20 protein-coding genes are annotated in these 21,569 nt (G+C 62.5%); 7 read left to right on the forward strand and 13 right to left on the reverse strand.

Annotation, left to right across the window (positions count from 1 at the left end; genetic code table 11):
* The first annotated feature begins 5 nt into the window (after positions 1-5).
* From F759_RS0114435 to F759_RS0114450, 4 genes are all read left to right on the forward strand, one after another.
* The gene (locus F759_RS0114435) at positions 6-1,178 is read left to right on the forward strand and encodes a UbiH/UbiF family hydroxylase (protein ID WP_027800475.1); all 1,173 of its coding nucleotides are present in this window, start codon (positions 6-8) and stop codon (positions 1,176-1,178) included.
* A 157-nt stretch (positions 1,179-1,335) separates the two neighbouring features.
* The gene (locus tag F759_RS0114440; protein ID WP_027800476.1) at positions 1,336-2,061 is read left to right on the forward strand and encodes a DsbC family protein; all 726 of its coding nucleotides are present in this window, start codon (positions 1,336-1,338) and stop codon (positions 2,059-2,061) included.
* Between the two features lie 96 nt (positions 2,062-2,157).
* Complete coding sequence (locus F759_RS0114445) at positions 2,158-3,948, forward strand: M61 family metallopeptidase (protein ID WP_027800477.1); 1,791 nt, start codon at positions 2,158-2,160, stop codon at positions 3,946-3,948.
* Positions 3,949-4,102: 154 nt separating this feature from the next.
* Positions 4,103-4,699 (forward strand): FMN-dependent NADH-azoreductase, encoded by a 597-nt coding sequence (locus F759_RS0114450; RefSeq protein WP_027800478.1) that lies wholly within the window; start codon positions 4,103-4,105, stop codon positions 4,697-4,699.
* 278 nt (positions 4,700-4,977) lie between these two features.
* Here the strand turns inward: F759_RS0114450 and F759_RS0114455 are convergent, their stop codons facing one another.
* The 8 genes from F759_RS0114455 to rpe form a co-directional block, all read right to left on the reverse strand.
* Positions 4,978-5,817 carry a uracil-DNA glycosylase gene (locus F759_RS0114455; RefSeq protein WP_027800479.1) on the reverse strand — a complete coding sequence of 280 codons (840 nt, stop codon included), beginning with the start codon at positions 5,815-5,817 and terminating at the stop codon, positions 4,978-4,980.
* 85 nt (positions 5,818-5,902) lie between these two features.
* Complete coding sequence (locus tag F759_RS0114460) at positions 5,903-6,529, reverse strand: CYTH domain-containing protein (RefSeq protein WP_027800480.1); 627 nt, start codon at positions 6,527-6,529, stop codon at positions 5,903-5,905.
* Between the two features lie 31 nt (positions 6,530-6,560).
* On the reverse strand, positions 6,561-7,358 hold the full coding sequence (trpC, locus tag F759_RS0114465) for an indole-3-glycerol phosphate synthase TrpC (protein ID WP_027800481.1): 798 nt from the start codon (positions 7,356-7,358) through the stop codon (positions 6,561-6,563).
* A gap of 31 nt (positions 7,359-7,389) precedes the next feature.
* Positions 7,390-8,421 carry an anthranilate phosphoribosyltransferase gene (gene trpD / locus F759_RS0114470; protein WP_027800482.1) on the reverse strand — a complete coding sequence of 344 codons (1,032 nt, stop codon included), beginning with the start codon at positions 8,419-8,421 and terminating at the stop codon, positions 7,390-7,392.
* A gap of 17 nt (positions 8,422-8,438) precedes the next feature.
* Positions 8,439-9,032 carry an aminodeoxychorismate/anthranilate synthase component II gene (locus tag F759_RS0114475; protein ID WP_027800483.1) on the reverse strand — a complete coding sequence of 198 codons (594 nt, stop codon included), beginning with the start codon at positions 9,030-9,032 and terminating at the stop codon, positions 8,439-8,441.
* A gap of 13 nt (positions 9,033-9,045) precedes the next feature.
* On the reverse strand, positions 9,046-10,539 hold the full coding sequence (gene trpE, locus F759_RS0114480) for an anthranilate synthase component I (RefSeq protein WP_027800484.1): 1,494 nt from the start codon (positions 10,537-10,539) through the stop codon (positions 9,046-9,048).
* 367 nt (positions 10,540-10,906) lie between these two features.
* The gene (locus F759_RS0114485; protein WP_027800485.1) at positions 10,907-11,623 is read right to left on the reverse strand and encodes a phosphoglycolate phosphatase; all 717 of its coding nucleotides are present in this window, start codon (positions 11,621-11,623) and stop codon (positions 10,907-10,909) included.
* A gap of 13 nt (positions 11,624-11,636) precedes the next feature.
* A complete protein-coding gene (gene rpe / locus F759_RS0114490; RefSeq protein WP_013340602.1) occupies positions 11,637-12,320 on the reverse strand; it encodes a ribulose-phosphate 3-epimerase in 684 nt (227 codons plus the stop codon).
* Positions 12,321-12,612: 292 nt separating this feature from the next.
* On the opposite strand from rpe, the gene apaG reads away from it, so the two are divergent.
* Complete coding sequence (gene apaG / locus F759_RS0114495; RefSeq protein ID WP_027800486.1) at positions 12,613-12,987, forward strand: Co2+/Mg2+ efflux protein ApaG; 375 nt, start codon at positions 12,613-12,615, stop codon at positions 12,985-12,987.
* Between the two features lie 150 nt (positions 12,988-13,137).
* Complete coding sequence (gene mltA / locus F759_RS0114505) at positions 13,138-14,370, forward strand: murein transglycosylase A (protein ID WP_036024398.1); 1,233 nt, start codon at positions 13,138-13,140, stop codon at positions 14,368-14,370.
* 137 nt (positions 14,371-14,507) lie between these two features.
* Here the strand turns inward: mltA and paaK are convergent, their stop codons facing one another.
* The 5 genes from paaK to paaN form a co-directional block, all read right to left on the reverse strand.
* The gene (gene paaK / locus F759_RS0114510) at positions 14,508-15,812 is read right to left on the reverse strand and encodes a phenylacetate--CoA ligase PaaK (protein ID WP_027800489.1); all 1,305 of its coding nucleotides are present in this window, start codon (positions 15,810-15,812) and stop codon (positions 14,508-14,510) included.
* Between the two features lie 204 nt (positions 15,813-16,016).
* Positions 16,017-16,496, reverse strand: coding sequence for a hydroxyphenylacetyl-CoA thioesterase PaaI (gene paaI, locus F759_RS0114515; RefSeq protein ID WP_027800490.1), 480 nt, complete (start codon positions 16,494-16,496; stop codon positions 16,017-16,019).
* 1 nt (position 16,497) lies between these two features.
* On the reverse strand, positions 16,498-17,289 hold the full coding sequence (gene paaG / locus F759_RS0114520) for a 2-(1,2-epoxy-1,2-dihydrophenyl)acetyl-CoA isomerase PaaG (RefSeq protein ID WP_027800491.1): 792 nt from the start codon (positions 17,287-17,289) through the stop codon (positions 16,498-16,500).
* Positions 17,290-17,341: 52 nt separating this feature from the next.
* The gene (gene pcaF / locus F759_RS0114525) at positions 17,342-18,544 is read right to left on the reverse strand and encodes a 3-oxoadipyl-CoA thiolase (RefSeq protein WP_027800492.1); all 1,203 of its coding nucleotides are present in this window, start codon (positions 18,542-18,544) and stop codon (positions 17,342-17,344) included.
* A 125-nt stretch (positions 18,545-18,669) separates the two neighbouring features.
* On the reverse strand, positions 18,670-20,370 hold the full coding sequence (gene paaN / locus F759_RS0114530) for a phenylacetic acid degradation protein PaaN (RefSeq protein ID WP_027800493.1): 1,701 nt from the start codon (positions 20,368-20,370) through the stop codon (positions 18,670-18,672).
* A 133-nt stretch (positions 20,371-20,503) separates the two neighbouring features.
* Between paaN and F759_RS0114535 the strand changes: the two genes are divergently transcribed.
* Entirely contained in the window at positions 20,504-21,280 is a 777-nt protein-coding gene (locus F759_RS0114535) for an enoyl-CoA hydratase (RefSeq protein ID WP_027800494.1), read from the forward strand.
* Positions 21,281-21,569 lie beyond the last annotated feature (289 nt).

A 21,569-nucleotide genomic window follows, 5' to 3' on the forward strand; every position in this document is an offset into this window, starting at 1 on the left:
CGCGGATGAACGCACACCATCAGACTTTCGATGCTGCCGTGATCGGCGGCGGGCTGGTCGGCAAGACCGCGGCGCTTGCGCTCACGCAAGGCGGACTGCGCGTCGCGCTGCTCGCGCAGGCTTGCGCGCCGCTGCCCCCCGGCGCTTCGTTCGACTCGCGGGTGTACGCGTTGTCGTCGAGTTCGCAGGCGTTGCTCGAACGCTTGCGCGTCTGGCAGGCGCTCGATCTGTCGCGGCTCGGCCCGGTGTACGACATGCGCGTCTATGGCGATGCCCATGCCGAGCTGCACTTCTCCGCGTTTCAGGCTTCGGTGCCGCAACTGGCGTGGATCGTCGAGTCGTCGGTGATCGAGCGCGCGCTCGATGCGGCGCTGCGCTTCCAGCCGAATCTCACGTGGATCGACAGCCGCGCGCAGGCGCTCGACTTCACTGCGGACAGCGCAAGCGTCGGTCTCGCCAATGGCAGCGTGCTCGCGGCGGATCTCGTCGTCGGCGCGGACGGTGCGCATTCGTGGGTGCGCGCGCAGATCGGCTCGAAGATGAATCGGAGCGACTACCGGCAGACCGGCGTGGTCGCGAACTTCAAGGCGGAAAAGCCGCATGGCGAGACCGCGTACCAATGGTTCAAGGAAGGCGAGATCATCGCGCTGCTGCCTATGCCGGAGGGTCACGTGTCGCTCGTCTGGTCGGCGCGCACGGAGCACGCCGAGCAATTGGTCGCTCTCGATCCGGCGCAACTCGCCGCGGAAGTAGAGCGGGTCACCGGTGGCCAGGTCGGCGGCCTCGATTGCGTGACGCCCGCCCAGGGGTTTCCGCTCGCGCTGCAAACGGTAGACCGCCTCGTGGCGCCGCGCGTCGCGCTGGTCGGCGACGCCGCGCATCTGATCCATCCGCTCGCGGGGCAGGGCATGAACCTCGGTCTGCGAGATGTCGCCGCGCTCGCCGATACCGTCGCCGGCAAGGAATCGTTCCGCAATCTCGGCGACATGGTGCTGCTGCGGCGCTACGAACGCGCGCGCCGCGAAGACATTCGCGCGCTGATGATCGCCACCGACGGACTGCAAAAACTGTTCTCCGTGCCCGGCCCGTTGGCCAAGATCGTGCGCAACAGCGGCATGGCTTTCGTCGGCGCGCAGCCCTTCATCAAGCGCTGGCTGGTGTCGGCCGCGCTCGGCTGAGGAAGTGGACTGCAATCCTGCTGCAACGCGGCACGGCATCCCAGGCCGATGAGACAGGTATCATGAACGCACATATGCCGCTGCCTCCCGATGCAAAGGAAGGGCAACGGCACGAACGCCCAACGCGCGCCACGCGCGATTGAACCAGGAATTCAGCATGAAAAAGACCTTCCGCATGGCGGCCGCCATGCTCGCGATCGCGGCCGTCACCATCGGCTGCTCCGCGCAGGCCGACCAGACCACCGACAAACTCAAGGCCACGCTGCAAACGCGTCTCGCCGACGTGACGATCAAGAGCGTGACGAAATCGCCGATTGCCGGCCTGTATGAAGTGAACCTCGGCAGCCAGATTGTTTATAGCGACGCCAACGGCGATTACGTGCTGCTCGGCGACATGGTCGACACGAAGACGCGCAAGAACCTGACCGAAGCGCGCCTGTCCGAAACCAACCGGATCGACTTCGCAAGTCTGCCGTTTGCCAACGCGGTGAAGGTGGTGAAGGGCAACGGCTCGCGCAAGATCGCGGTGTTCTCCGACCCGAACTGCCCGTACTGCAAGCAGCTCGAAACCACGCTGAAGTCAATCGACAACGTGACGGTTTACACGTTCCTGTACCCGGTTTTATCGCCGGACTCGACCGCCAAGTCGAAGTCGATCTGGTGCTCGACGGATCGCGCGAAGGCGTGGGAGTCGTGGATGCAGAACCATCAGGCGCCCACGGCCGCAGGCACCTGCGACACCGCCGCGATCGACAAGAACCTCGCGCTCGGGCATGCGATGAACGTGGAAGGCACGCCGACCGTATTCCTCGCCGACGGCCGCCGTCTGCCTGGCGCAGTGCCGGCCGACCGGCTCGACAAGGAAATGGCAGCCGTCCACTGAGCACACGGTTCACGTCAAAACGAGGAGGCGCAAAAGGCGCCTCCTTTCGCATCAAGCTCCCAACATCCACGCCTTAAAAAATCCCAATCGCCGCCGATGAAGCCGATCCGCTACACCATCGTTCCTAAGCAACCTGCCGCCCACCTGTTTGAAGTCACCGTAACCGTCGCCGATCCGGACGCCGCCGGCCAGCGTTTCATGCTGCCGGTCTGGATTCCCGGCAGCTATATGGTGCGTGAGTTCGCGCGCAATATCGTCATGCTGCGCGCCTTCAACGATGCGGGCCGCAAGGTGCGTGTCGAGAAAATCGACAAGCACACATGGCAAGCGGCGCCGGTAAAGGGCGCGCTGACGTTGCGCTACGAGGTCTACGCGTGGGATCTGTCGGTGCGCGCGGCGCATCTGGACGACACCACGGGTTTTTTCAACGGCACGAGCGTGTTCCTGTCGCCGCTCGGTCACGAGCAAGCGCAGTGCGTGGTCGATATCCAGAGGCCGGATGGCGCGGCCTACCGCAATTGGCGCGTTGCGACCGCGCTGCCCGAAGTGCGCGGCACGAAGCGCTACGGCTTCGGCGAATATCGCGCGCAGAACTACGACGAGTTGATCGATCATCCAGTGACGCTGGGCCAATTCGAGTTATCGACGTTCAACGCGCACGGCGTGCCGCACGACATCGTGATCGCGGGGCGCGTGATCGGGCTCGACATGGCACGGCTTAGCGCAGACCTGAAGCGGGTCTGCGAAGCCCAGATCGCACTCTTCGAGCCGAAGTCGAAGAAAGCGCCCGTGGATCGCTATGTGTTCATGACGCAAGCCGTCACCGATGGTTACGGCGGGCTCGAGCATCGCGCTTCGACGGCGCTGATCTGCAATCGCGGCGACCTGCCGGTGCAAGGCCGCGACGCGCTGACGGAAGGCTATCGGACCTACCTCGGCCTGTGCAGCCACGAATACTTCCACACGTGGAACGTGAAGCGGATCAAGCCTGCGGTGTTCGCGCCATATGACCTTTCCGTCGAGAACTACACGTCGCTGCTTTGGCTGTTCGAAGGCTTCACCTCTTATTACGACGACCTGATTCTCGTGCGCAGCGGGCTGATTTCGCCCGACGATTATCTGGGTATGCTCGGCAAGGTGATCGGCGGCGTGCAGCGCGGCAGTGGGCGCCTGAAGCAGAGCGTCGCGGAAAGCTCGTTCGACGCGTGGGTCAAATACTATCGGCAGGACGAGAATGCGCCGAACGCGATCGTCAGCTATTACACGAAGGGCTCGCTCGTTGCGCTCGCGTTCGATCTGACGATCCGCGCGCAGACCGGCAATCGCAAATCTCTCGACGACGTAATGCGTCTGCTCTGGCAGCGCTTTGGCCGTGACTTTTATCGCGGCAAGGCGGTCGGCGTCGATGAAAACGAGGTCGAGGCGCTGTTCGCCGAAGCGACCGGCGTGCACCTGGGCGAGCTTTTCGCGCAAGCCGTGCACGGCACGCGCGACCTGCCGCTCGAAGCGCTGTTGGAACCGTTCGGTGTCGCTATCGCTCCGGAGGCCGACAAGAACGGCAAGCCGTCGCTCGGCGCGCGTGTGCGCGGCGGCGCGGAGTGTACGCTGGCGGCGGTCCACGAAGGCAGCGCTGCGCAGAAAGCGGGGCTCTCCGCCGGCGACGTGCTGATCGCGCTCGACGGTCTGCGGGTGACGGGCTCGAATCTCGACGCATTGCTCGCGCGTTATCAGCCGGGCGCTAAGGTGGAAGTCCATGCATTCCGCCGCGACGAACTGCGCACCGCGCAGCTCAAGCTGGACGGCCCCGAGGCGTCGCGCTACAAGCTCACCGTCAGCGACAAGCGGCCAGCCGCGCGCAAGGCCCGTGAACGCTGGCTGACAAGCTGATCGTAATCCCTGATGACGTCAATTGACGTTGCGAGGCGGCGGATTGTCCTATCACTGCAACAATCCGTCGCTACCGGATGGCTTTTTCCGGGGTCGGTAAAAAAACACAATGGCTCCACTCGCGCAACACAGCGCGCCCCTACTGGAGTCAACCATGACCACGATCCTGCAAATCAACTCGGCAGCCCGCTCGCAAGGTGCGAACTCGACGCTGCTCGTCAACGAGCTGACCGCAAAGCTGCAACAGTCGAATCCGGGCGCGCAAGTCGTCGTCCGCAACTTGCAAGCCGAACCGCTGCCGCACCTGGACGACGCGGTTCTCGGCGCGTTCTTCACGCCGGCTGACCAGCGCACCGCCGAGCAGGCGGCAATCGCCGCACGCAGCGAAGCGCTGATCGCCGAACTGCAAGCCGCCGACATCGTCGTGATCGGCGCGCCGATGTACAACTTCGGCATATCGTCGCAACTGAAAACCTACTTCGACTTCATCGCGCGCGCCGGCATTACGTTCCGCTACACCGCGAACGGTCCGGAAGGTCTGGTGACGGGCAAGAAGGTCTATGTCCTATCCGCACGTGGCGGCAAGTACGCCGGTACGCCGAACGACAGCCAGACGCCGTACCTGAAGACCTTCCTCGGCTTCCTCGGCATGACGGATGTGAACTTCATTTACGCCGAAGGCCTGAACATGGGCCCGGACGCTGCCAGCACCGCACTGGCCGCCGCGCGCGAAGCCATCGCAGCTGCTTGATCTCGCTTGTCAGGCTTTGTTGCCTGACTTCGTTGCTTAAATTCGTCGCTTAGGCTCGTCGCCTAGGTTCGCGGTCTGGGCCGATTGCGCCGCTTTGCGCGGCGCGCCCGCCTTGCAACGTTGAGGCGTGAGGTGCTGGCTGCGTTGACGCGTCGAGCGTGCAAGCATCGCAAGCGCTGAAAACTGAAAACGCCACGGAAATCCGACTCCGTGGCGTTTTGTTTTTTGCGCTTCGCGTTTGCTCCTGGCGCTGGTCGCGTCCGCGGCTAGAAGTACCCTTACGCCAACATTTGCGCTTCGTCGGGCAGGCGCCAGTCGATCGGTTTGCGACCGTGCTTGACCAGATACTCGTTGGCCTTGGCAAAATGCCCGCAGCCAAGAAAGCCGCGATGTGCCGACAACGGCGACGGATGCGGCGCCTCCAGCACGTAATGCGACTTGCCGCCGAGCAGCGCGCGCTTCGCCTGCGCATGCGCGCCCCACAGCATGAACACGAGGCCGTCGTGGCGCATCGCCAGTTCGTGGATCAGCGTGTCCGTGCATTTTTCCCAACCCCGCTTCGCGTGACTGGCCGCCGAGTTCCGCTCGACGGTTAGCACGGTATTCAGCAGCAGCACGCCTTGCTTCGCCCATGTGTCGAGGCAGCCGTGCCGCGGCGGCTCGTGTCCGAGACTCGCCGCGATTTCCTTGAAGATGTTGCGCAGCGACGGCGGCGTGCGCACATTCGGCGCGACCGAAAACGCGAGCCCGTGAGCTTGCGGCGTGCCGCGGTCTTCGCCGTGATACGGGTCCTGGCCGAGAATGACCACTTTCACGTCGTCGGGACTCGTGAGCCGCAGCGCGCGAAACACGTCGGTGGGATAAACGGTTTTGCCGGCCGCGCGCTCACCGTCGACAAAACGGCAGAGCGGCGCATATGCGTCGCTTTCGATGAAAGGCTTCAAGTGCACGCGCCACGCAGCCGGCAACGCGGCGAACTGCGCTTCGAGCGTGAGCGGCGTTCCGGCGGCACGCTGTTGCGATTGTGGCTCGGCGGACGCGGCGCCAGCCGGTGCGGCGTCGTCGCCGAATAACGATGCCTGGGATGGCGCTAAGCGCGTACGGGGTGCGGTAGTCATGGCGCAGAAGTGTCGCAGCAAACGCAGTGCGACTCAAGCTGAGGTCGCGGCGCATACGCACCAGGCGCTCGCATGCCGCGCGCCATCAGCCCGCTCGCAATTGATATCCACGCTGCGCTTTGCTGATGTTCTCGGGCGCAAGGCCGGCGACCTGCTTGCCGAGTTCGGTCGAGAGCGTGTGCAGCGCGGCTTCGTCGCCCGACTTCAGTTCGAGCTCGATCTCCGAGATAGGCGCGCGGCGCAGTTCGCCGTTCACTTCGGCGAGTACGTTGCCCTGGTCTATTGCGGCTTCGACCTCCGACCCGTCGACGCTCACATGCCACAGCGTGCGCGTGAAATCCGTGCGAAACAGTTCGATCAATCGCGGCGCCGCTTCACGCAGAGCTTGCGCGGCAGTGGGCTCGTCGCACTCGCGCAGCAATGCGTCGATCTCGAGCGCCTCTCCCGCGACGGACATTTCCCATTCGTGACGACTATGCAAACCATTGGTCGCACTGCCAACGGTCTTAAACGTTTGCAGCCAGCCGTCGGGTGTATGACGCAAGCGCAGCGCGCTCTTCGACGCTGCCAGCGTAAGCTGCGGCGTATCGAAGTAAATGTTCGACAGTTTGATCGCGCGCCCCTCGTTGCCGGTGCGCGCAACGAACCACCGCACGGCCGCCGCGACCTGCGCAGCGGGCAGCAACAACTTGATCTCGCGCTCCATGCCCATGATGTGCTCCGCTACGTGCGACGCGGTAACTTCACGCCGCGCCAGGAAAAAACATGCGAGCAAGCTCCACGCCCGGTTCGTCGGCGCGCATGAACGCTTCGCCGACGAGGAACGTGTTCACGTCCATTGCGCGCAGCCGTTCCACATCGGCGCGCGACAGGATGCCCGATTCGGTCACGACGATGCGCTCGTCGGGAATCGATTCGAGCATGCCGATGGTCGTTTCGATCGACGTTTCGAACGTGCGCAGATTCCGGTTGTTGATGCCGATCAGCGGCGTTTTGAGCGTGAGCGCCTGCATCAGTTCTTCGCTGTCGTGCACTTCGACGAGCACCGCGAGGCCGAGCGAATGCGCGAGCGCTTCGAGGTCCTGCATCTGCGAAGTTTCAAGCGCGGCGGCGATTAGCAGGATTGCGTCGGCGCCCATCGCGCGAGCTTCGACGATCTGGTACGGATCGACGATAAAGTCCTTGCGCAGCACCGGCAGCTTGCACGCGGCGCGAGCCTGCTCCAGATACGCGACGCTGCCCTGAAAAAACTGAACGTCGGTCAGCACGGACAGACACGCAGCGCCGTGTGTTTCATACGAACGCGCGATTTGCGCCGGAACGAAGTTTTCGCGCAGCACGCCTTTGGATGGGCTCGCCTTCTTCACTTCCGCGATCACCGCGGCGAGACCCGCCGCATGCTTGGCGCGCAACGCGCCGACGAAATCGCGAATGTCGCGCGATGACGCTTCGAGCCGCAACTCTTCGAGCGGTGCGCTCTGCTCGGCGGCGCGGACTTCTTCGCGTTTGACCGCGATGATACGGTCGAGGATGTCGCTCATAAATGTCTCGCTACGTTGAATTGCTTCCTGATCACTGCTTGAATTGCTGCGTGAAGCGAATGAGCTCGTCGACTTTCGCACGAGCCTTGCCGCTGGCGATCGCTTCGCGTGCAAGCTGAATGCCGTCGGCAATCGACGACGCGACGTTCGCCGAGTACAACGCCGTGCCGGCGTTCAGCGTGACGATTTCGCGCGCGACGCCCGGCTTGTTGTCGAGCGCTTCGAGCAGCATGGCCTTCGACTCCACGGCGTTCGCCACTTTCAGCGTGCGGTTCGACACCATCTGCATGCCGAAGTCTTCCGGATGAATCTCGTACTCGTGAACCTGGCCGTCGCGCAGTTCGCCGACTTGCGTGGCCGCGCCAAGCGAGACCTCATCCATGCCGTCCATGCCGTACACCACGAGCACATGCTTTGCGCCGAGGCGCTGCATCACGCGCACCTGAATGCCGACCAGGTCCGCGTGGAACACGCCCATCAGTTGATTGGGCGCGCCGGCGGGGTTCGTCAACGGTCCGAGAATGTTGAAGATGGTTCGCACGCCAAGTTCGCGACGCACCGGCGCGATGTTTTTCATCGCCGGATGATGATTGGGCGCAAACATGAAACCCATGCCGGTTTCGGCAATCGACGCCGCGACTTGTTCCGGCTGCAAGTCGATATTCACGCCGAGCGCTTCGAGCACGTCCGCGCTGCCCGACTTGCTCGACACGCCGCGATTGCCGTGCTTCGCGACTTTCGCGCCGGCTGCAGCCGACACGAACATGGTCGCCGTGGAAATATTGAAGGTATGCGAACCATCGCCGCCAGTGCCGACGATATCGACGAAGTTCGAGTTGTCCTGCACTTCGACGTGCCGGGCAAATTCACGCATCACCGTGGCGGCGGCGGTGATCTCGCCGATGGTCTCTTTTTTGACGCGCAAGCCTGTAATGATCGCGGCCGACATCACCGGCGAGAGTTCGCCGCGCATGATGAGCCGCATAAGATGCAGCATTTCATCGTGGAAAATCTCGCGGTGCTCGATGGTCCGTTGCAGCGCTTCGTGGGGCGTGATTGTCATGACGTTGTCTCGCTTCATCAGGCTGTGCGTTGGGCCGTCTTCGCTTTCGACTGCTTCACGAAGTTTTCGAGCAGCGCGTGGCCGTGTTCCGAAAGAATCGATTCCGGATGGAACTGCACGCCTTCCACGGCCAGTTCTTTATGACGCACGCCCATGATTTCGCCGTCTTCGGTCCATGCGGACACTTCCAGGCAATCCGGCAGCGATTCGCGTTCGATGGCGAGCGAGTGGTAGCGCGTCACGACAAAATGTTTCGGCAGGTCCGCGAATACGCCTTTGCAATCGGTTTCGATCGTGCTCACCTTGCCGTGCATGATGGTTTGCGCGCGCACGACGCGGCCGCCGAACGCTTCACCAATCGCCTGATGACCCAGGCACACGCCGAGAATCGGCGTCTTGCCGGCGAATTCGCGCAGCACGTCGAGCGTGATGCCGGCGTGTTGAGGATTGCTGGGGCCGGGCGACAGGCAGATGCGCTCGGGGTTGAGCTTTGCGATTTCGTCGAGCGTGATTTCGTCGTTCCGATAGGTGCGCACGTCTTCGCCGAGTTCGCCGAAGTACTGCACCAGGTTGTAGGTGAACGAGTCGTAGTTGTCGATCATGAGCAGCATGGTGTGTCTCCGGTCAGAAGTCGCTATCGAGGCCGTCTTGAACCTGCTCGGCTGCACGCAACACCGCGCGCGCCTTGTTCTCGGTCTCTTGCCATTCGGATTCCGGCACCGAATCCGCGACGACACCCGCCGCCGCCTGCACATACAGATTGCCGTTCGCGATCACGCCGGTGCGGATCGTGATCGCCAGATCCATTTCGCCGGTGAACGACAGATAGCCGACCGCACCGCCGTACAGGCCGCGCTTCACGGGTTCGAGCTCGTCGATCAGTTCCATCGCACGGACCTTCGGCGCGCCCGACAGCGTGCCCGCCGGAAAGGTGGCGCGCAGCACGTCGAAATTGGTCGTGCCGGGTTTGAGCTTGCCTTCCACCGAACTCACGATGTGCTGCACGTGCGAGTATTTTTCGATCACCATCTTGTCGGTGACGACCACCGAGCCGATCTGTGCGATGCGGCCCACGTCGTTGCGCGCTAGGTCGATCAGCATCACGTGTTCCGCGACTTCCTTCGGGTCGTTCAGCAGTTCGGTCGCGAGTTCGGCGTCGCGTTCGGGCGTATTGCCGCGCGGACGCGTGCCGGCAAGCGGACGAATCGTGACGATGCGATCTTCAGCGCGTTTTTCCTGCCGCACGAGAATTTCCGGCGATGCGCCGACCACGTGGAATTCGCCGAAGTTGTAGTAATACATATACGGCGACGGATTCAGCGAACGCAGCGCGCGATACAGCGACAGCGGATTGTCGCGGTACGGCTTCGTCAGACGTTGGCCGACCTGCACCTGCATCAGTTCGCCCGCGGCGATATATTCCTTCGCCTTGCGCACGGCGGCCAGATAATCGTCTTTTGCAAACTCGCGGTAGGTCTCGGTGCGCACGCTCGCCGATGTGACCGGCGGCTCGACCGTTGCGCGCAAACGCTGACGCAGTTCGCGCAGGCGCTGCTTCGCCTTCGCGTACGCCTCCGGCTGCGTCGGATCGGCGTAGATCACGAGGTACAGCTTGCCCGCGAGGTTGTCGATCACCGCGACTTCCTCTGTGAGCAGCAACTGGATGTCCGGCAAATTCAGATCGTCTTTCGGCGCGGTGTGCGCGAGCTTTTTCTCGATGTAGCGCACCGCGTCGTAGCCGAAATAACCGGCAAGGCCGCCGGCGAAACGCGGCAAGCCCGGACGTTGCGCGACCTTGAAACGCCCCTGGAATTGCTGGATGAACTCGAGCGGATCGCCCTCGTGCGTCTCGACAACCTTGCCGTCGCGCACCACTTCGGAGACACCATTACGCGTGCGCAGCAGGGTGCGGGCCGGCAGTCCGATGAACGAATAGCGGCCAAAGCGCTCGCCGCCCACCACCGACTCCAGCAGGAACGAGTTGGCGCCGTTGCGCTCGGTTTGCGCGAGCTTCAGGTACAGCGAGAGCGGCGTTTCGAGGTCGGCGAGCGCCTCGGCGATCAGCGGAATACGGTTGAAGCCCTCGTTGGCGAGGGACTGGAATTCGAGTTCGGTCATGTTCCGATCCTGTACGTAGGTCCGGCGGCAGCGTGCGTCGGACAAAGCGGGGCATTGCGCGGCCGGTCAGCCGTTCGTTCGAGTTTTTCGATGATGAACTAACCGGCGCGATTTTCCCATCGACGCAAGCACGGAGTGCCGGCGCGCGGTCGTACTTTGCAAGTACACGCAGGCCGAATCAACCGGTGCAGCGAAACTGAACGATGGAAAAACGCGTGAGCGCAGCGAAGTAAAAAACGGTTGCCGAAGCCAAGCTTCAGCGTACCTCAAGCGAGGTTAGCGCGACCAGCGACGCCAGGGCCAGGCTCCCCGGTCGATGCTAATCAGACTCCGTTTTTTATTCAGAAACATGAGGACGAGGGACTTTTCAAGTCGTGGATTGGTGCGCTGCGATCGCCTTGGCGGCGTCCAGCAGCGAGGCAACTATACCATCGGATTTTATTGTTTGTATAGCTTGGCCGTGGTTGTAGCCGTAGGGCACGGTCAGCGTCGACATCCCCGCCGCGCGGCCCGCCAGCGCGTCGTTTTCCGAATCGCCGATGGCGACCGTGGCGCGCGCTTCGACGCCCAGTTGCGCCGCGGCCGTGAGCATGGGCAGCGGATCTGGTTTCTTTTTCGGCAGACTGTCGCCGCCGAGCACGACGCTGAAATGTTGCGCGAGCCCGTATTGTTCAAGCAGTTCGACCGCGAAGCGATGCGGCTTGTTGGTCACGCACGCGAGCTTCAGACCGGCGTCGCGCATCGCGGCGAGTCCGGCTTCGACATCCGGATAAAGGCGCGTGTGCCGGCCGTTGATTTTTGCGTACTCGGCCTGATAGATGGCGAGCGCTTCGTCGAAACGATCTTGCGCATGTTCCGTTTCGAAGCGCGGCGCGAGCACGCTGCGAATCAGATGCTCCGAGCCTTTGCCGACATAGCCGACCACTTCTTCACGTGACGTTTCCACTGCGTCGAGTTGCGCGAGCATGCCGTTCAGGCCGGCGGTGAAGTCGTCGGCGGTATCGATCATCGTGCCGTCCAGGTCGATGATCGCGGCTTGCAGGCGCGGGCCGGTGAAAGTCGGGGCAGGAAACGAAGCGGTCATCTGGCGGGCGGGATTAGTGCTGAATGTTGGCGAGCGCTGCGCGCATCTTGTCGATCACGACCTTGTGATCCGGCTGGCCGAAGATGGCCGAGCCCGCCACGAAGGTGTCCGCGCCGGCCGCGGCGATTTCGGCGATGTTGTCCACTTTCACGCCGCCGTCTACTTCCAGATGAATCTCGCGGCCGGTCCGCTCCTTGTACGCGTCGATCCGCTTACGCGCTTCGCGCAGCTTGTTAAGCGCTTCGGGAATGAACGACTGGCCGCCAAAGCCGGGATTCACCGACATGATCAGCACGAGGTCGAGCTTGTCCATTACATGATCGAGGTAATTCAGCGACGTGGCCGGATTGAACACGAGGCCGGCCTTGCAGCCGTGATCGCGAATCAGCGACAGCGTGCGGTCGATGTGATCCGAGCCTTCCGGATGAAAACTGATCAGATTCGCGCCCGCCTTTGCGAAATCCGGCACGATGCGGTCGACGGGGCGCACCATCAGATGCACGTCGATAGGCACGTCCACATGCGGACGAATGGCCTCGCACACAAGCGGGCCGATGGTCAGGTTCGGCACGTAGTGGTTGTCCATCACGTCGAAATGGATCCAGTCGGCGCCGGCGGCGACGACGTTGCGCACTTCTTCGCCGAGGCGGGCAAAGTCGGCGGACAGAATGCTGGGGGCGATGCGGAATTGCGTCATGGCGGCGGACGAATGCAAGCGGGAAAGCGCCATTTTACCGTTTTGTGTCGCGCGCGCGGCAAGCGGCTGGCGGGCGGCTGGCCGATGCTCCCCGCAGCTTCCGGTTCGAACCGCCAAGACGCCCCAACGCCTTAAGCGTCCCTGGCCAAAGGTTATGGCCGGTTGCGGGCGTGTCGCGCATGACGCAGAATGCCAAACCAAGGCGCTGTGTCGTCAATGGCCTCTTAAGCCGTTGGCGCTCGGGCTTTCCAGCGATTATGTCGCACCCCCGTGTCACCAGATTGGAATCAGGATGAGCCAGTACGAATTCAGGGTGTCGGCGCAGGTGCAATTTCTGCCCGAAGAGTCGGACCCGGAGCGCCGCCAGTATGCGTTCGCCTATACGCTGACCATCCGCAACACCGGTCAGGTGCCCGCGCAATTGATCGCGCGGCATTGGGTGATCACCGATAGCGACAAGACCGTGCAGGAGGTGAAGGGTTTGGGCGTGGTGGGGCACCAGCCGCTGCTCAAGCCTGGCGAGCAGTTCGAATATACGAGTTGGGCGGTCATTGCCACGCCGGTCGGCACAATGCGGGGCGAGTACTTCTGCGTGGCCGAGGACGGCGAGCGCTTCGATGCGCCAGTGCCGGAGTTCATTCTGCGCATGCCGCGTACGTTGCATTGAACCGTGAGCGCGCTGCACGGTCTTTAACGATTCAATGCGCGCCGTGGAATGCGTGAATCGGCGCAGCGTCAGTGCGGTTTTTGCGGTTTCCGTGTTTCGTTGCTGTCGGCGCGCGCTGCTTTCTTTTTACCGGACGACGTCCAGACGACGATGAACACGAGCAGGAACAGCGCGAGAAGCGATTCCAGCGCGAAGATGAGCATTGGGTATTCGTCGAACAGATCAGACATGGCGGTTTCCATCAAGAACGAACATTGTAGGCGTTTTGTCCGCGCGACCGGAGCTTGGCTCGGCGCGCTTTCGGTTGCGGCGATACTGGCCGCGTGCGGTGGCGGCGGCGCGGTTCGGCCAGTGGTTTCGCCGCCCACGGGCGCCGCGATCATTCCTGGCCAGATCGCCGCGACGCGGCTCACAGCGGTGGCGTGGCAACAGGTTCCCGGCTGGCAGGACGATTCACTGATCGGCGCAACAGCCGCTTTGCGGCAGAACTGTGTGAGGCTTGCGCGTCAACCGAACTGGGCGCGAGCTTGCGCGGCGGCGGCGCAACTCGACGATCTGGACGTCACGAGCGCCCGCGCTTTTTTTGAAGCGTACTTCACACCTTTTCAGCTAGCGAACAACGACGGCACGCTCGACGGACTCGTCACCGGTTACTACGAGCCGTTGCTGCGCGGCTCGCGCACACGTCACGGCGTGTATCAAACGGCGTTGTATCGTTGGCCCTCTGCGTATCGTCCTGGCGCGGCGCTGCCGTCGCGGGCGCAGCTTGAACGCATGGGCGTGCTCAACGGCAACGAACTTGTCTGGGTGGACGACCCGATCGAAGCGTTTTTCCTGCAAGTGCAGGGCTCCGGGCGCATCGTGATGGAAGACGGCAGCGTAATGCGCCTCGGTTTTGGTGGCACCAACAACCAGCCGTATAAGTCCATCGGGCGGTGGCTGCTGGATCGCGGCGAACTCACCCCCGCACAGGCGACCATGCAAGGCATCAAGGCATGGGCGCGCGCAAACCCAAACCGCGTGGATGCGCTGCTCGATACGAACCCGCGCTTCGTGTTTTTCCGCGAGATGCCGTCAGGTGACAGCATCCCCAAAGGGGGCGCCGACGGTCCTATCGGTGCTTTGGGCGTGCCGTTGACACCGGAGCGCTCGATCGCCGTCGATCCCACGTCGATTCCTCTCGGCACTCCGGTGTTTTTGCAGACCACACGCCCGCTGACGAACTCGCCGATGAACCGTCTCGTGTTTGCACAAGACACGGGCTCGGCAATCAAGGGTGGAGTGCGTGCTGACTACTTCTGGGGTCTCGGCGACGACGCAGGAGATCTCGCCGGCAAGATGAAGCAGGGCGGCCGGATGTGGTTGCTGCTGCCGAATTCCTGAGGCGAACTGCGGGGCGCGCGGGCGCGGAGATAGCGGTTGTGCGGCGGTCCGGCTGACCGCCGCTGTTATTGCGGTCGCTTACCACTGTCATTTACCACTGTCACCACCGCAACGCTTTGGGGCACCCTCGCCTCGACTCATAGCCCCGACTTACGCTTGTCGACTACCCGACGTGCCTTGCCCACCGACCGTTCAATTCCATTCACCGCCAACACGTTCACGACGGCGCTCACGCCGATTAACGCTTTGATGTCATAGGCGAGCGCGTGCCTGGCCGTGTTCAACGCCGCAGTATCGGGCGCCGTTTCCGGACAAGGCTCGACGTTCAGCGTCATTACGTCGAGTGGGCCTTCCCTCGTTAGTACGATCTGATAGTGGGGCGCAAGAGCGTGCTGCCTTAGCAGCAGTTCTTCGATCTGTGTGGGGAACACGTTGACGCCGCGCACGATCATCATGTCGTCCGAGCGCCCGGTGATTTTTTCCATGCGGCGCATGGTGCGGGCGCTGCCCGGCAAAAGACGTGTCAGGTCGCGCGTCCGGTAACGGATGATCGGCAACGCTTCTTTAGTCAACGACGTGAACACCAGTTCGCCCAGTTCGCCGTCTGGAAGAACTTCGCCCGTTTCCGGATCGATGATCTCGGGGTAGAAATGGTCTTCCCAGATGGTCGGACCGTCTTTCGTCTCGACGCATTCGGACGCCACGCCGGGCCCCATTACCTCAGACAAACCGTAGATGTCGACGGCGTCGATGCCCATGCGCTTCTCGATTGCGTGGCGCATGTCGTTCGTCCACGGCTCCGCGCCGAAGATGCCGATGCGCAGCGAGCAATTGACCGGATCGACGCCCTGGCGTTCGAGTTCGTCGGCGATCGAGAGCATGTAGCTCGGCGTCACCATGATGATGTCGGGCCGAAAATCCTGTATCAGTTGTACCTGCTTTTCCGTCTGACCGCCGCCAAACGGAATGACGGTGAGGCCCGCGCGCTCCGCGCCGTAGTGCGCGCCGAGGCCGCCCGTGAACAGACCGTAACCGTAGCTCACATGAACCTTGTCGCCGGGTTTGGCGCCTGCGGCGCGGATCGAACGCGCGACCAGATTCGCCCACGTGTCGATATCGCGAGCGGTGTAGCCCACGACGGTTGGCTTGCCCGTCGTACCCGACGAAGCGTGAATGCGTGAGATCCGGTCTTGCGGCACGGCGAACATTCCGAACGGATAGCTGTCACGCAAATCCTTTTTCGTCGTGAACGGGAAGCGCGCGAGGTCCGCAAGCGTAGTCAGTTCGCTCGGATGAATACCGGCTTCATCGAACTTGCGACGATAGACCGGCGAGTTTTCGTAAGCGTGATTCAGCGACCATTTGAGCCGTTCAAGTTGAAGCGCGCAAAGCTCGTCGCGGCTGGCGGTCTCGATAGGATCGAGCGGAAGGGCGGTGGTCATCGAATGTCTCCTTGCTGCTTCAATGCTTGGGTCTGGTATGCGTTGCGCTCATGCGGAAAATTTCAGACGACGGCGTTGCGTCTGCGGGCTGCCGCGATGCGGTGGATCGGTTGTGCGCGTCACCGCTCAACAGTCCTATGGACTGCGACTCTCGCGTGAAGCGCTTGCCGCCTTTCTATCTGCCCTTGTTCATGCTCCAGCGTCTTACTCTGGTCCTCCACGAGACGCTGTTGGCGGAATCACGTTGCCCTTGATTTGTGCCGATTTGCCGCGAAACATCGCGACGGTGTCTCCGGTGCGATTGGTGACGCGGATATCGTAGATGCCGGTGCGGCCGCTCAATGCCTGTTCGACGGCTTCTGCGATGAGCACGTCGCCGCCATGCACCGGGCGCAGGAATTCAATCGAGCAGCCCGACGCCACGGTGTTCAGGTTGTATGAGTTGCAAGCGAACGCAAAAGTCGAATCAGCGAGCGTAAATATCAGGCCGCCGTGGCAAATCTGATGACCGTTCAGGAAGTCGTCTCGCACGGTCATCCGCAAACGCGCGTAGCCGGCCCGCACTTCCATGATTTCGAGCCCGAGCGCGCGGCTGCACGCGTCGTTTTCATACATGGCCGCGGCGGTTGCGCGGGCGAGTTCGTCGGGTGTCATTTCGGCGGAATAGAGAGGTTGCGTCGACATATCAGCGGCCCTCAAAGCGCGGCGCGCGCTTTTCCACAAAGGCTTGAACGCCTTCTGCATAGTCGTGCGACGCGCCCAGTTCGCGTTGCAGATCGCGTTCGAGATCGAGTTGCTGATCGAGGGTTTGAGTTACGCCCGCGCGTATGGCCTGCTTGATCGCAGCGATGGCGCGCGTAGGTTGCTGCGCGAGTTGTGCCGCCAGTCTGGCGGACGTTGCCGCGAGTTCCTGATCGTCGACCGCTTGCCAGATGAGCCCCCAGCTTTCGGCCTTCTCTGCGCCGAGTTTGTCGCCGGTGATGGCGAGTCCCAATGCGCGCGCCATGCCGACGCGCTGCGGCAAGAACCACGTGCCGCCCGAATCCGGTACGAGCCCGATCTTCACGAAAGCCTGGATAAAGCTGGCCGAACGGGCCGCGAGCACGATGTCGCAAGCGAGCGCCAGGTTTGCGCCAGCACCCGCGGCCGTACCGTTGACTGCTGCTATTACGGGCAACGGTAATGCTTGCAGCCGGCGGATCAACGGGTTGAAATGCACGTCGATCAATTCGCCGAGATCCGTCATCGCGCCGGGGGTGAAGTCGAGGTCGGCGAGGTCTTGTCCTGCACAGAATCCGCGGCCCGAGCCGGTCAGAACGAGAGCGCGGGCGCCAGACGTTTCAACGTCGCTGAGTGCTGCGTTCAACTCCTGGTGCATCGCGCGCGTGAAGCTGTTCAGCTTCTCCGGGCGGTTCAGCGTGATGGTCGCTACGCGGTTCGATGCGTCGATGTCGAGGCGGATCGCTTCATATGACATTGGGTGTCTCCTCAAAGTCTCTTTCGGGGGACTGCAGCGCATGTGGCCGAGGTCAGAGCCGTTCGATTACGAGCGCGATGCCTTGACCTACGCCGATGCACATCGTGCAAAGCGCGAACCGCCCGCCGCTACGTTCGAGCTGGTAGAGCGCGGTCGTGACAAGGCGCGCGCCCGATGCGCCGAGTGGATGGCCGAGTGCAATTGCTCCGCCGTTCGGATTGACGCGCGGGTCGTCGTCGCGCAGGCCTAGCGTGCGCAGAACCGCAAGACCTTGCGACGCGAATGCCTCGTTTAACTCGATCACGTCGAACTGTTCGAGCGTCATGCCGAGCTGCTTGAGCAGTTTTTGGGTGGCAGGTGCTGGGCCAATGCCCATGATGCGCGGCTCGACGCCCGCCGTTGCCATACCCACCACACGTGCACGGCGGCGCAGACCATATTGATCGGCCGCCTGCTGATTGGCGATAAGAAGCGCGCAGGCGCCATCGTTCACGCCCGATGCATTGCCAGCAGTCACACTGCCGTCAGGACGGACGACGCCTTTGAGCCGGGCCAGGCTTTCGAGCGAAGTTTCACGCGGATGCTCGTCGAGCGTCACGCGAATCGGATCGCCCTTTTTCTGTGCGATTTCCACGCCGACGATCTCTTGCGCCAGTGTGCCGTCGCGCTGCGCGCGCGCTGCCTTTTGCTGGCTGGCCAACGCGAATGCGTCCTGATCGGCGCGGCTGATCCCAAACTCGAGAGCCACGTTCTCTGCGGTCTCAGGCATTGAATCGACGCCGTACTGGCGTTTCATTAGTGGATTGACGAAGCGCCAGCCAATCGTCGTATCGTAGATGTCCGCCTGCCGCGAGAAAGCGCTTGCGGCCTTGCCCATGACGAACGGCGCGCGAGTCATGCTTTCCACTCCGCCGGCGATCATCAGCCGCGCTTCGCCTGCCTTGATGGCGCGCGCGGCCGTCCCGACGGCGTCCATGCCCGAGCCGCACAGCCGGTTGATCGTCGCGCCCGGTGCGTTTTCAGGCAGTCCCGCGAGCAGCGCCGACATGCGAGCGACGTTACGATTGTCCTCGCCCGCCTGATTGGCGCAGCCGTAGATCACGTCGTCCACGGCACGCCAGTCCACGCCGGGATTACGCTCGATCAATGCCTTGATCGGTACGGCGCCGAGGTCGTCGGCCCGGATGTCTTTCAGGGCGCCGCCGTAGCGGCCAATGGGAGTGCGAATCGCGTCGCAGATAAAGGCGTCGTTCATATCGTTTCCTGCGGAGGCGGATCAGCGCGCAAGCCGATCCGATGTCTCATGTTAGTTGGCGCGCACGGCGTGGTCCATTCGGCCAAACGGCATAGGACGAAAGGCGTGCTTTGGTCTTATGCCGTTCAGCCAGCTACCGCGGGCACCGCTTTCGGTTCAACATGAACGCGGCTTTGAACTACGCGGAAGCGATTGGCGACAAAGGCCGCATCGGCGAGCGCGGCGTTTGCAGCCGGATTTGCGCCTGTGCCGTGGAAGTCGGAGAACGCAGCGGACTGGTTGACGAATACGCCGCCCGTCAGGTTGATCGATAGCGCGACGCCGCCGCGGATCGACGCCTCGTGCGCCTGTTCGAGCACGGCTTCGTCCGTGCTGTATACCGACAGCGTGAGTGCGCCATGCTCGGCTGCGATAGCGCCGGCGAGACCGAGCGAGTGAGCGGTCGAGTCGGTCGCGATAACGAACGAGATCGGGCCGAACCATTCTTTGGTGAACTGCTCGCGATCGGTTGCGGCGTCGAGCTGGAGAACAAGTGGAGTGCGCACGCGGGCACCGGCGAAAGCAGGATGCTCGAGCGCCTGGCTTTCTACGAGTACGCGGCCGAGCCCGGTGGCTTCGTCAATACGCTGGGTGACGCCTTCGTTTTGAATGGCGCCGAGCAGTTCGACGGCACGGGCCGGGTCGGCCACGAGTTTCTGCACGGCGCCGGCGATGGCCTGCGCGACTTCGTCGAACGTGAGTGTGCCGTCCGCGGTACGGATGCCGCCGCGCGGAACATAGATGTTTTGGGGCGCGGTGCACATCTGGCCGGAGTAGAGCGCGAGTGAGAAGGCGATGTTGCGAGCGACGGCTTTCATGTCGTCGGCCGAATCGATCACGATCTGGTTAACACCGGCTTTCTCGGTGTAGACCTGCGCCTGGTGGGCATTGCGTTCGAGCCACGTGCCGTTTTGCGTGCTGCCCGTAAAGTCGATCAGCTTGATTTCCGGGCGCACGGCAAGGCTCTGGACGATAGCGCCGTCGTTCGGTTGAGTTGCCAGTAGTGTGACGACATCAGGATCGAAACCGGCTTCGCGGAGAACGTCGCGCGCAATTCGTACGGTTAGCGCGAGGGGAAGAATCGCGCCGGGATGCGGTTTGACGATCACTGCATTGCCAGTCGCGAGATCGGCGAAGAGGCCCGGATAGCCGTTCCACGTCGGAAACGTGCAGCATCCGAGGACGAGGCCAGTGCCCCGCGGCACGATCGTGTAGCGCTTATGCATGGCGAGCGGCGGATTCTTGCCTTGCGGTTTTTCCCAGTGGGCGTCGGCGGGGATGCGGCGCAATTGGTCCCACGCGTACACCGCGGCTTCGAGCGCCCGGTCCTGCGCGTGCGGGCCGCCAGCCTGAAAGGCCATCATGAAGGCCTGGCCGGTTGTGTGCATCACGCTATAGCCGATTTCGAAGCTGGCGCGATTCAACCGCGTGAGGATTTCGAGCGATACGCCAATCCAGGCTTTCGGGCCTGCGGCGCGCCAGTCGCGTTGCGCGGTCGCAGCGGCCGCTAGCAGTGCGTCGGGGTCTGATTTAGGGTAACGAATGCCTAGCGGAAACCCGAATGGCGATACCTCGACGCCGACGGTTTCTCCCGTCGACGGTTGGTCCAACTCGAAGGTGTTATTGAGATGCGCTCTGAAGGCCGCTTCGCCGTCCGCGTTAGCTGTTTCCCCGTACACTTTCGGACTGGGCATTTCGACGAACGGGCTCCAATAGCCGCGCGTCTCGACCGCGGCGAGCGCTTTTTGCAGCGTGTCTTCGTGCTTGGTGAATAACGGATATGTCATGGCAGAGAGGGCTTGGCTGTGCGTTGGGAAAGCCTGTCGAATAATTGACCGACCGGTTGGTTGGGGAATGTTAGCATTATTGAGACGGCCGCGCGAAGCGTTTTTCGCGCTCGATTAATCATTAGGAGGCGGCATGGTTTACGAGAACATTCTGGTTGAAACGCGGGGGCGAGTCGGCCTCGTCACGTTGAATCGTCCGAAGGCGCTGAACGCTCTAAACGACGCTTTGATGGACGAACTAGGGGCGGTGCTGCGCGAGTTCGACGCCGACGACGGCATTGGCGCCATTGTGGTGACGGGCAGCGAGAAAGCGTTTGCCGCGGGCGCCGACATCGGCATGATGTCGACCTATACCTACATGGACGTATACAAAGGCGACTACATCACGCGCAACTGGGAGACGGTTCGTTCCATTCGTAAGCCGATCATTGCAGCGGTGGCGGGCTTCGCGCTAGGCGGAGGTTGCGAGCTGGCGATGATGTGCGACATGATTTTCGCCGCCGACACTGCGAAGTTCGGCCAGCCGGAAATCAAGCTCGGCATCATGCCGGGCGCCGGCGGCACGCAGCGCCTGCCGCGTGCGGTGTCCAAGGCCAAGGCAATGGACCTGTGCCTGACGGCGCGCTTTATGGACGCCGCAGAAGCAGAGCGCACCGGGTTGGTGTCGCGTGTTATTCCCGCTGCTTCTTTGATAGACGAGTCAATCGCCGCCGCCGCGACGATCGCCGAGTTTCCGCTGCCGGCGGTCATGATGGTGAAGGAGTCGGTCAATCGAGCGTACGAAACGACGCTTGCAGAAGGCGTGCATTTCGAGCGTCGGCTCTTCCATTCGCTCTTCGCTACGGACGATCAAAAGGAGGGTATGGCGGCGTTTGTGGAGAAGCGCAAACCGGTTTTCAAGCACCGTTAATACGCTTGTCAAAATAACGCTTGCAAGGCGCTGGGCGGCTCGCTAGAATCTCGCTCTTTCGTGCTCCGGACAGCGGAGCACGGGAAGCGGGAAAGCCAGCAGTGGCAAGGCTTCCAGCGGTGGCGGCAGGTTCGGTTGGTAGCAAAAACCTGTTGACGTTGCGGCGGAAGTTCTTCATAATCTCGTTTCTCTGCTGCTGATGCAGCGACGCAGAACGAAGCGGTGCCGGGTGGGTGATGGTGGGCAGCGCGACGTGAGGCGGACCGATCTTTAAAAACTAACAGCCGAT

It is taken from the genome of Paraburkholderia dilworthii (genome assembly GCF_000472525.1).
GTDB classification, from domain to species: Bacteria; Pseudomonadota; Gammaproteobacteria; order Burkholderiales; family Burkholderiaceae; genus Paraburkholderia; species Paraburkholderia dilworthii.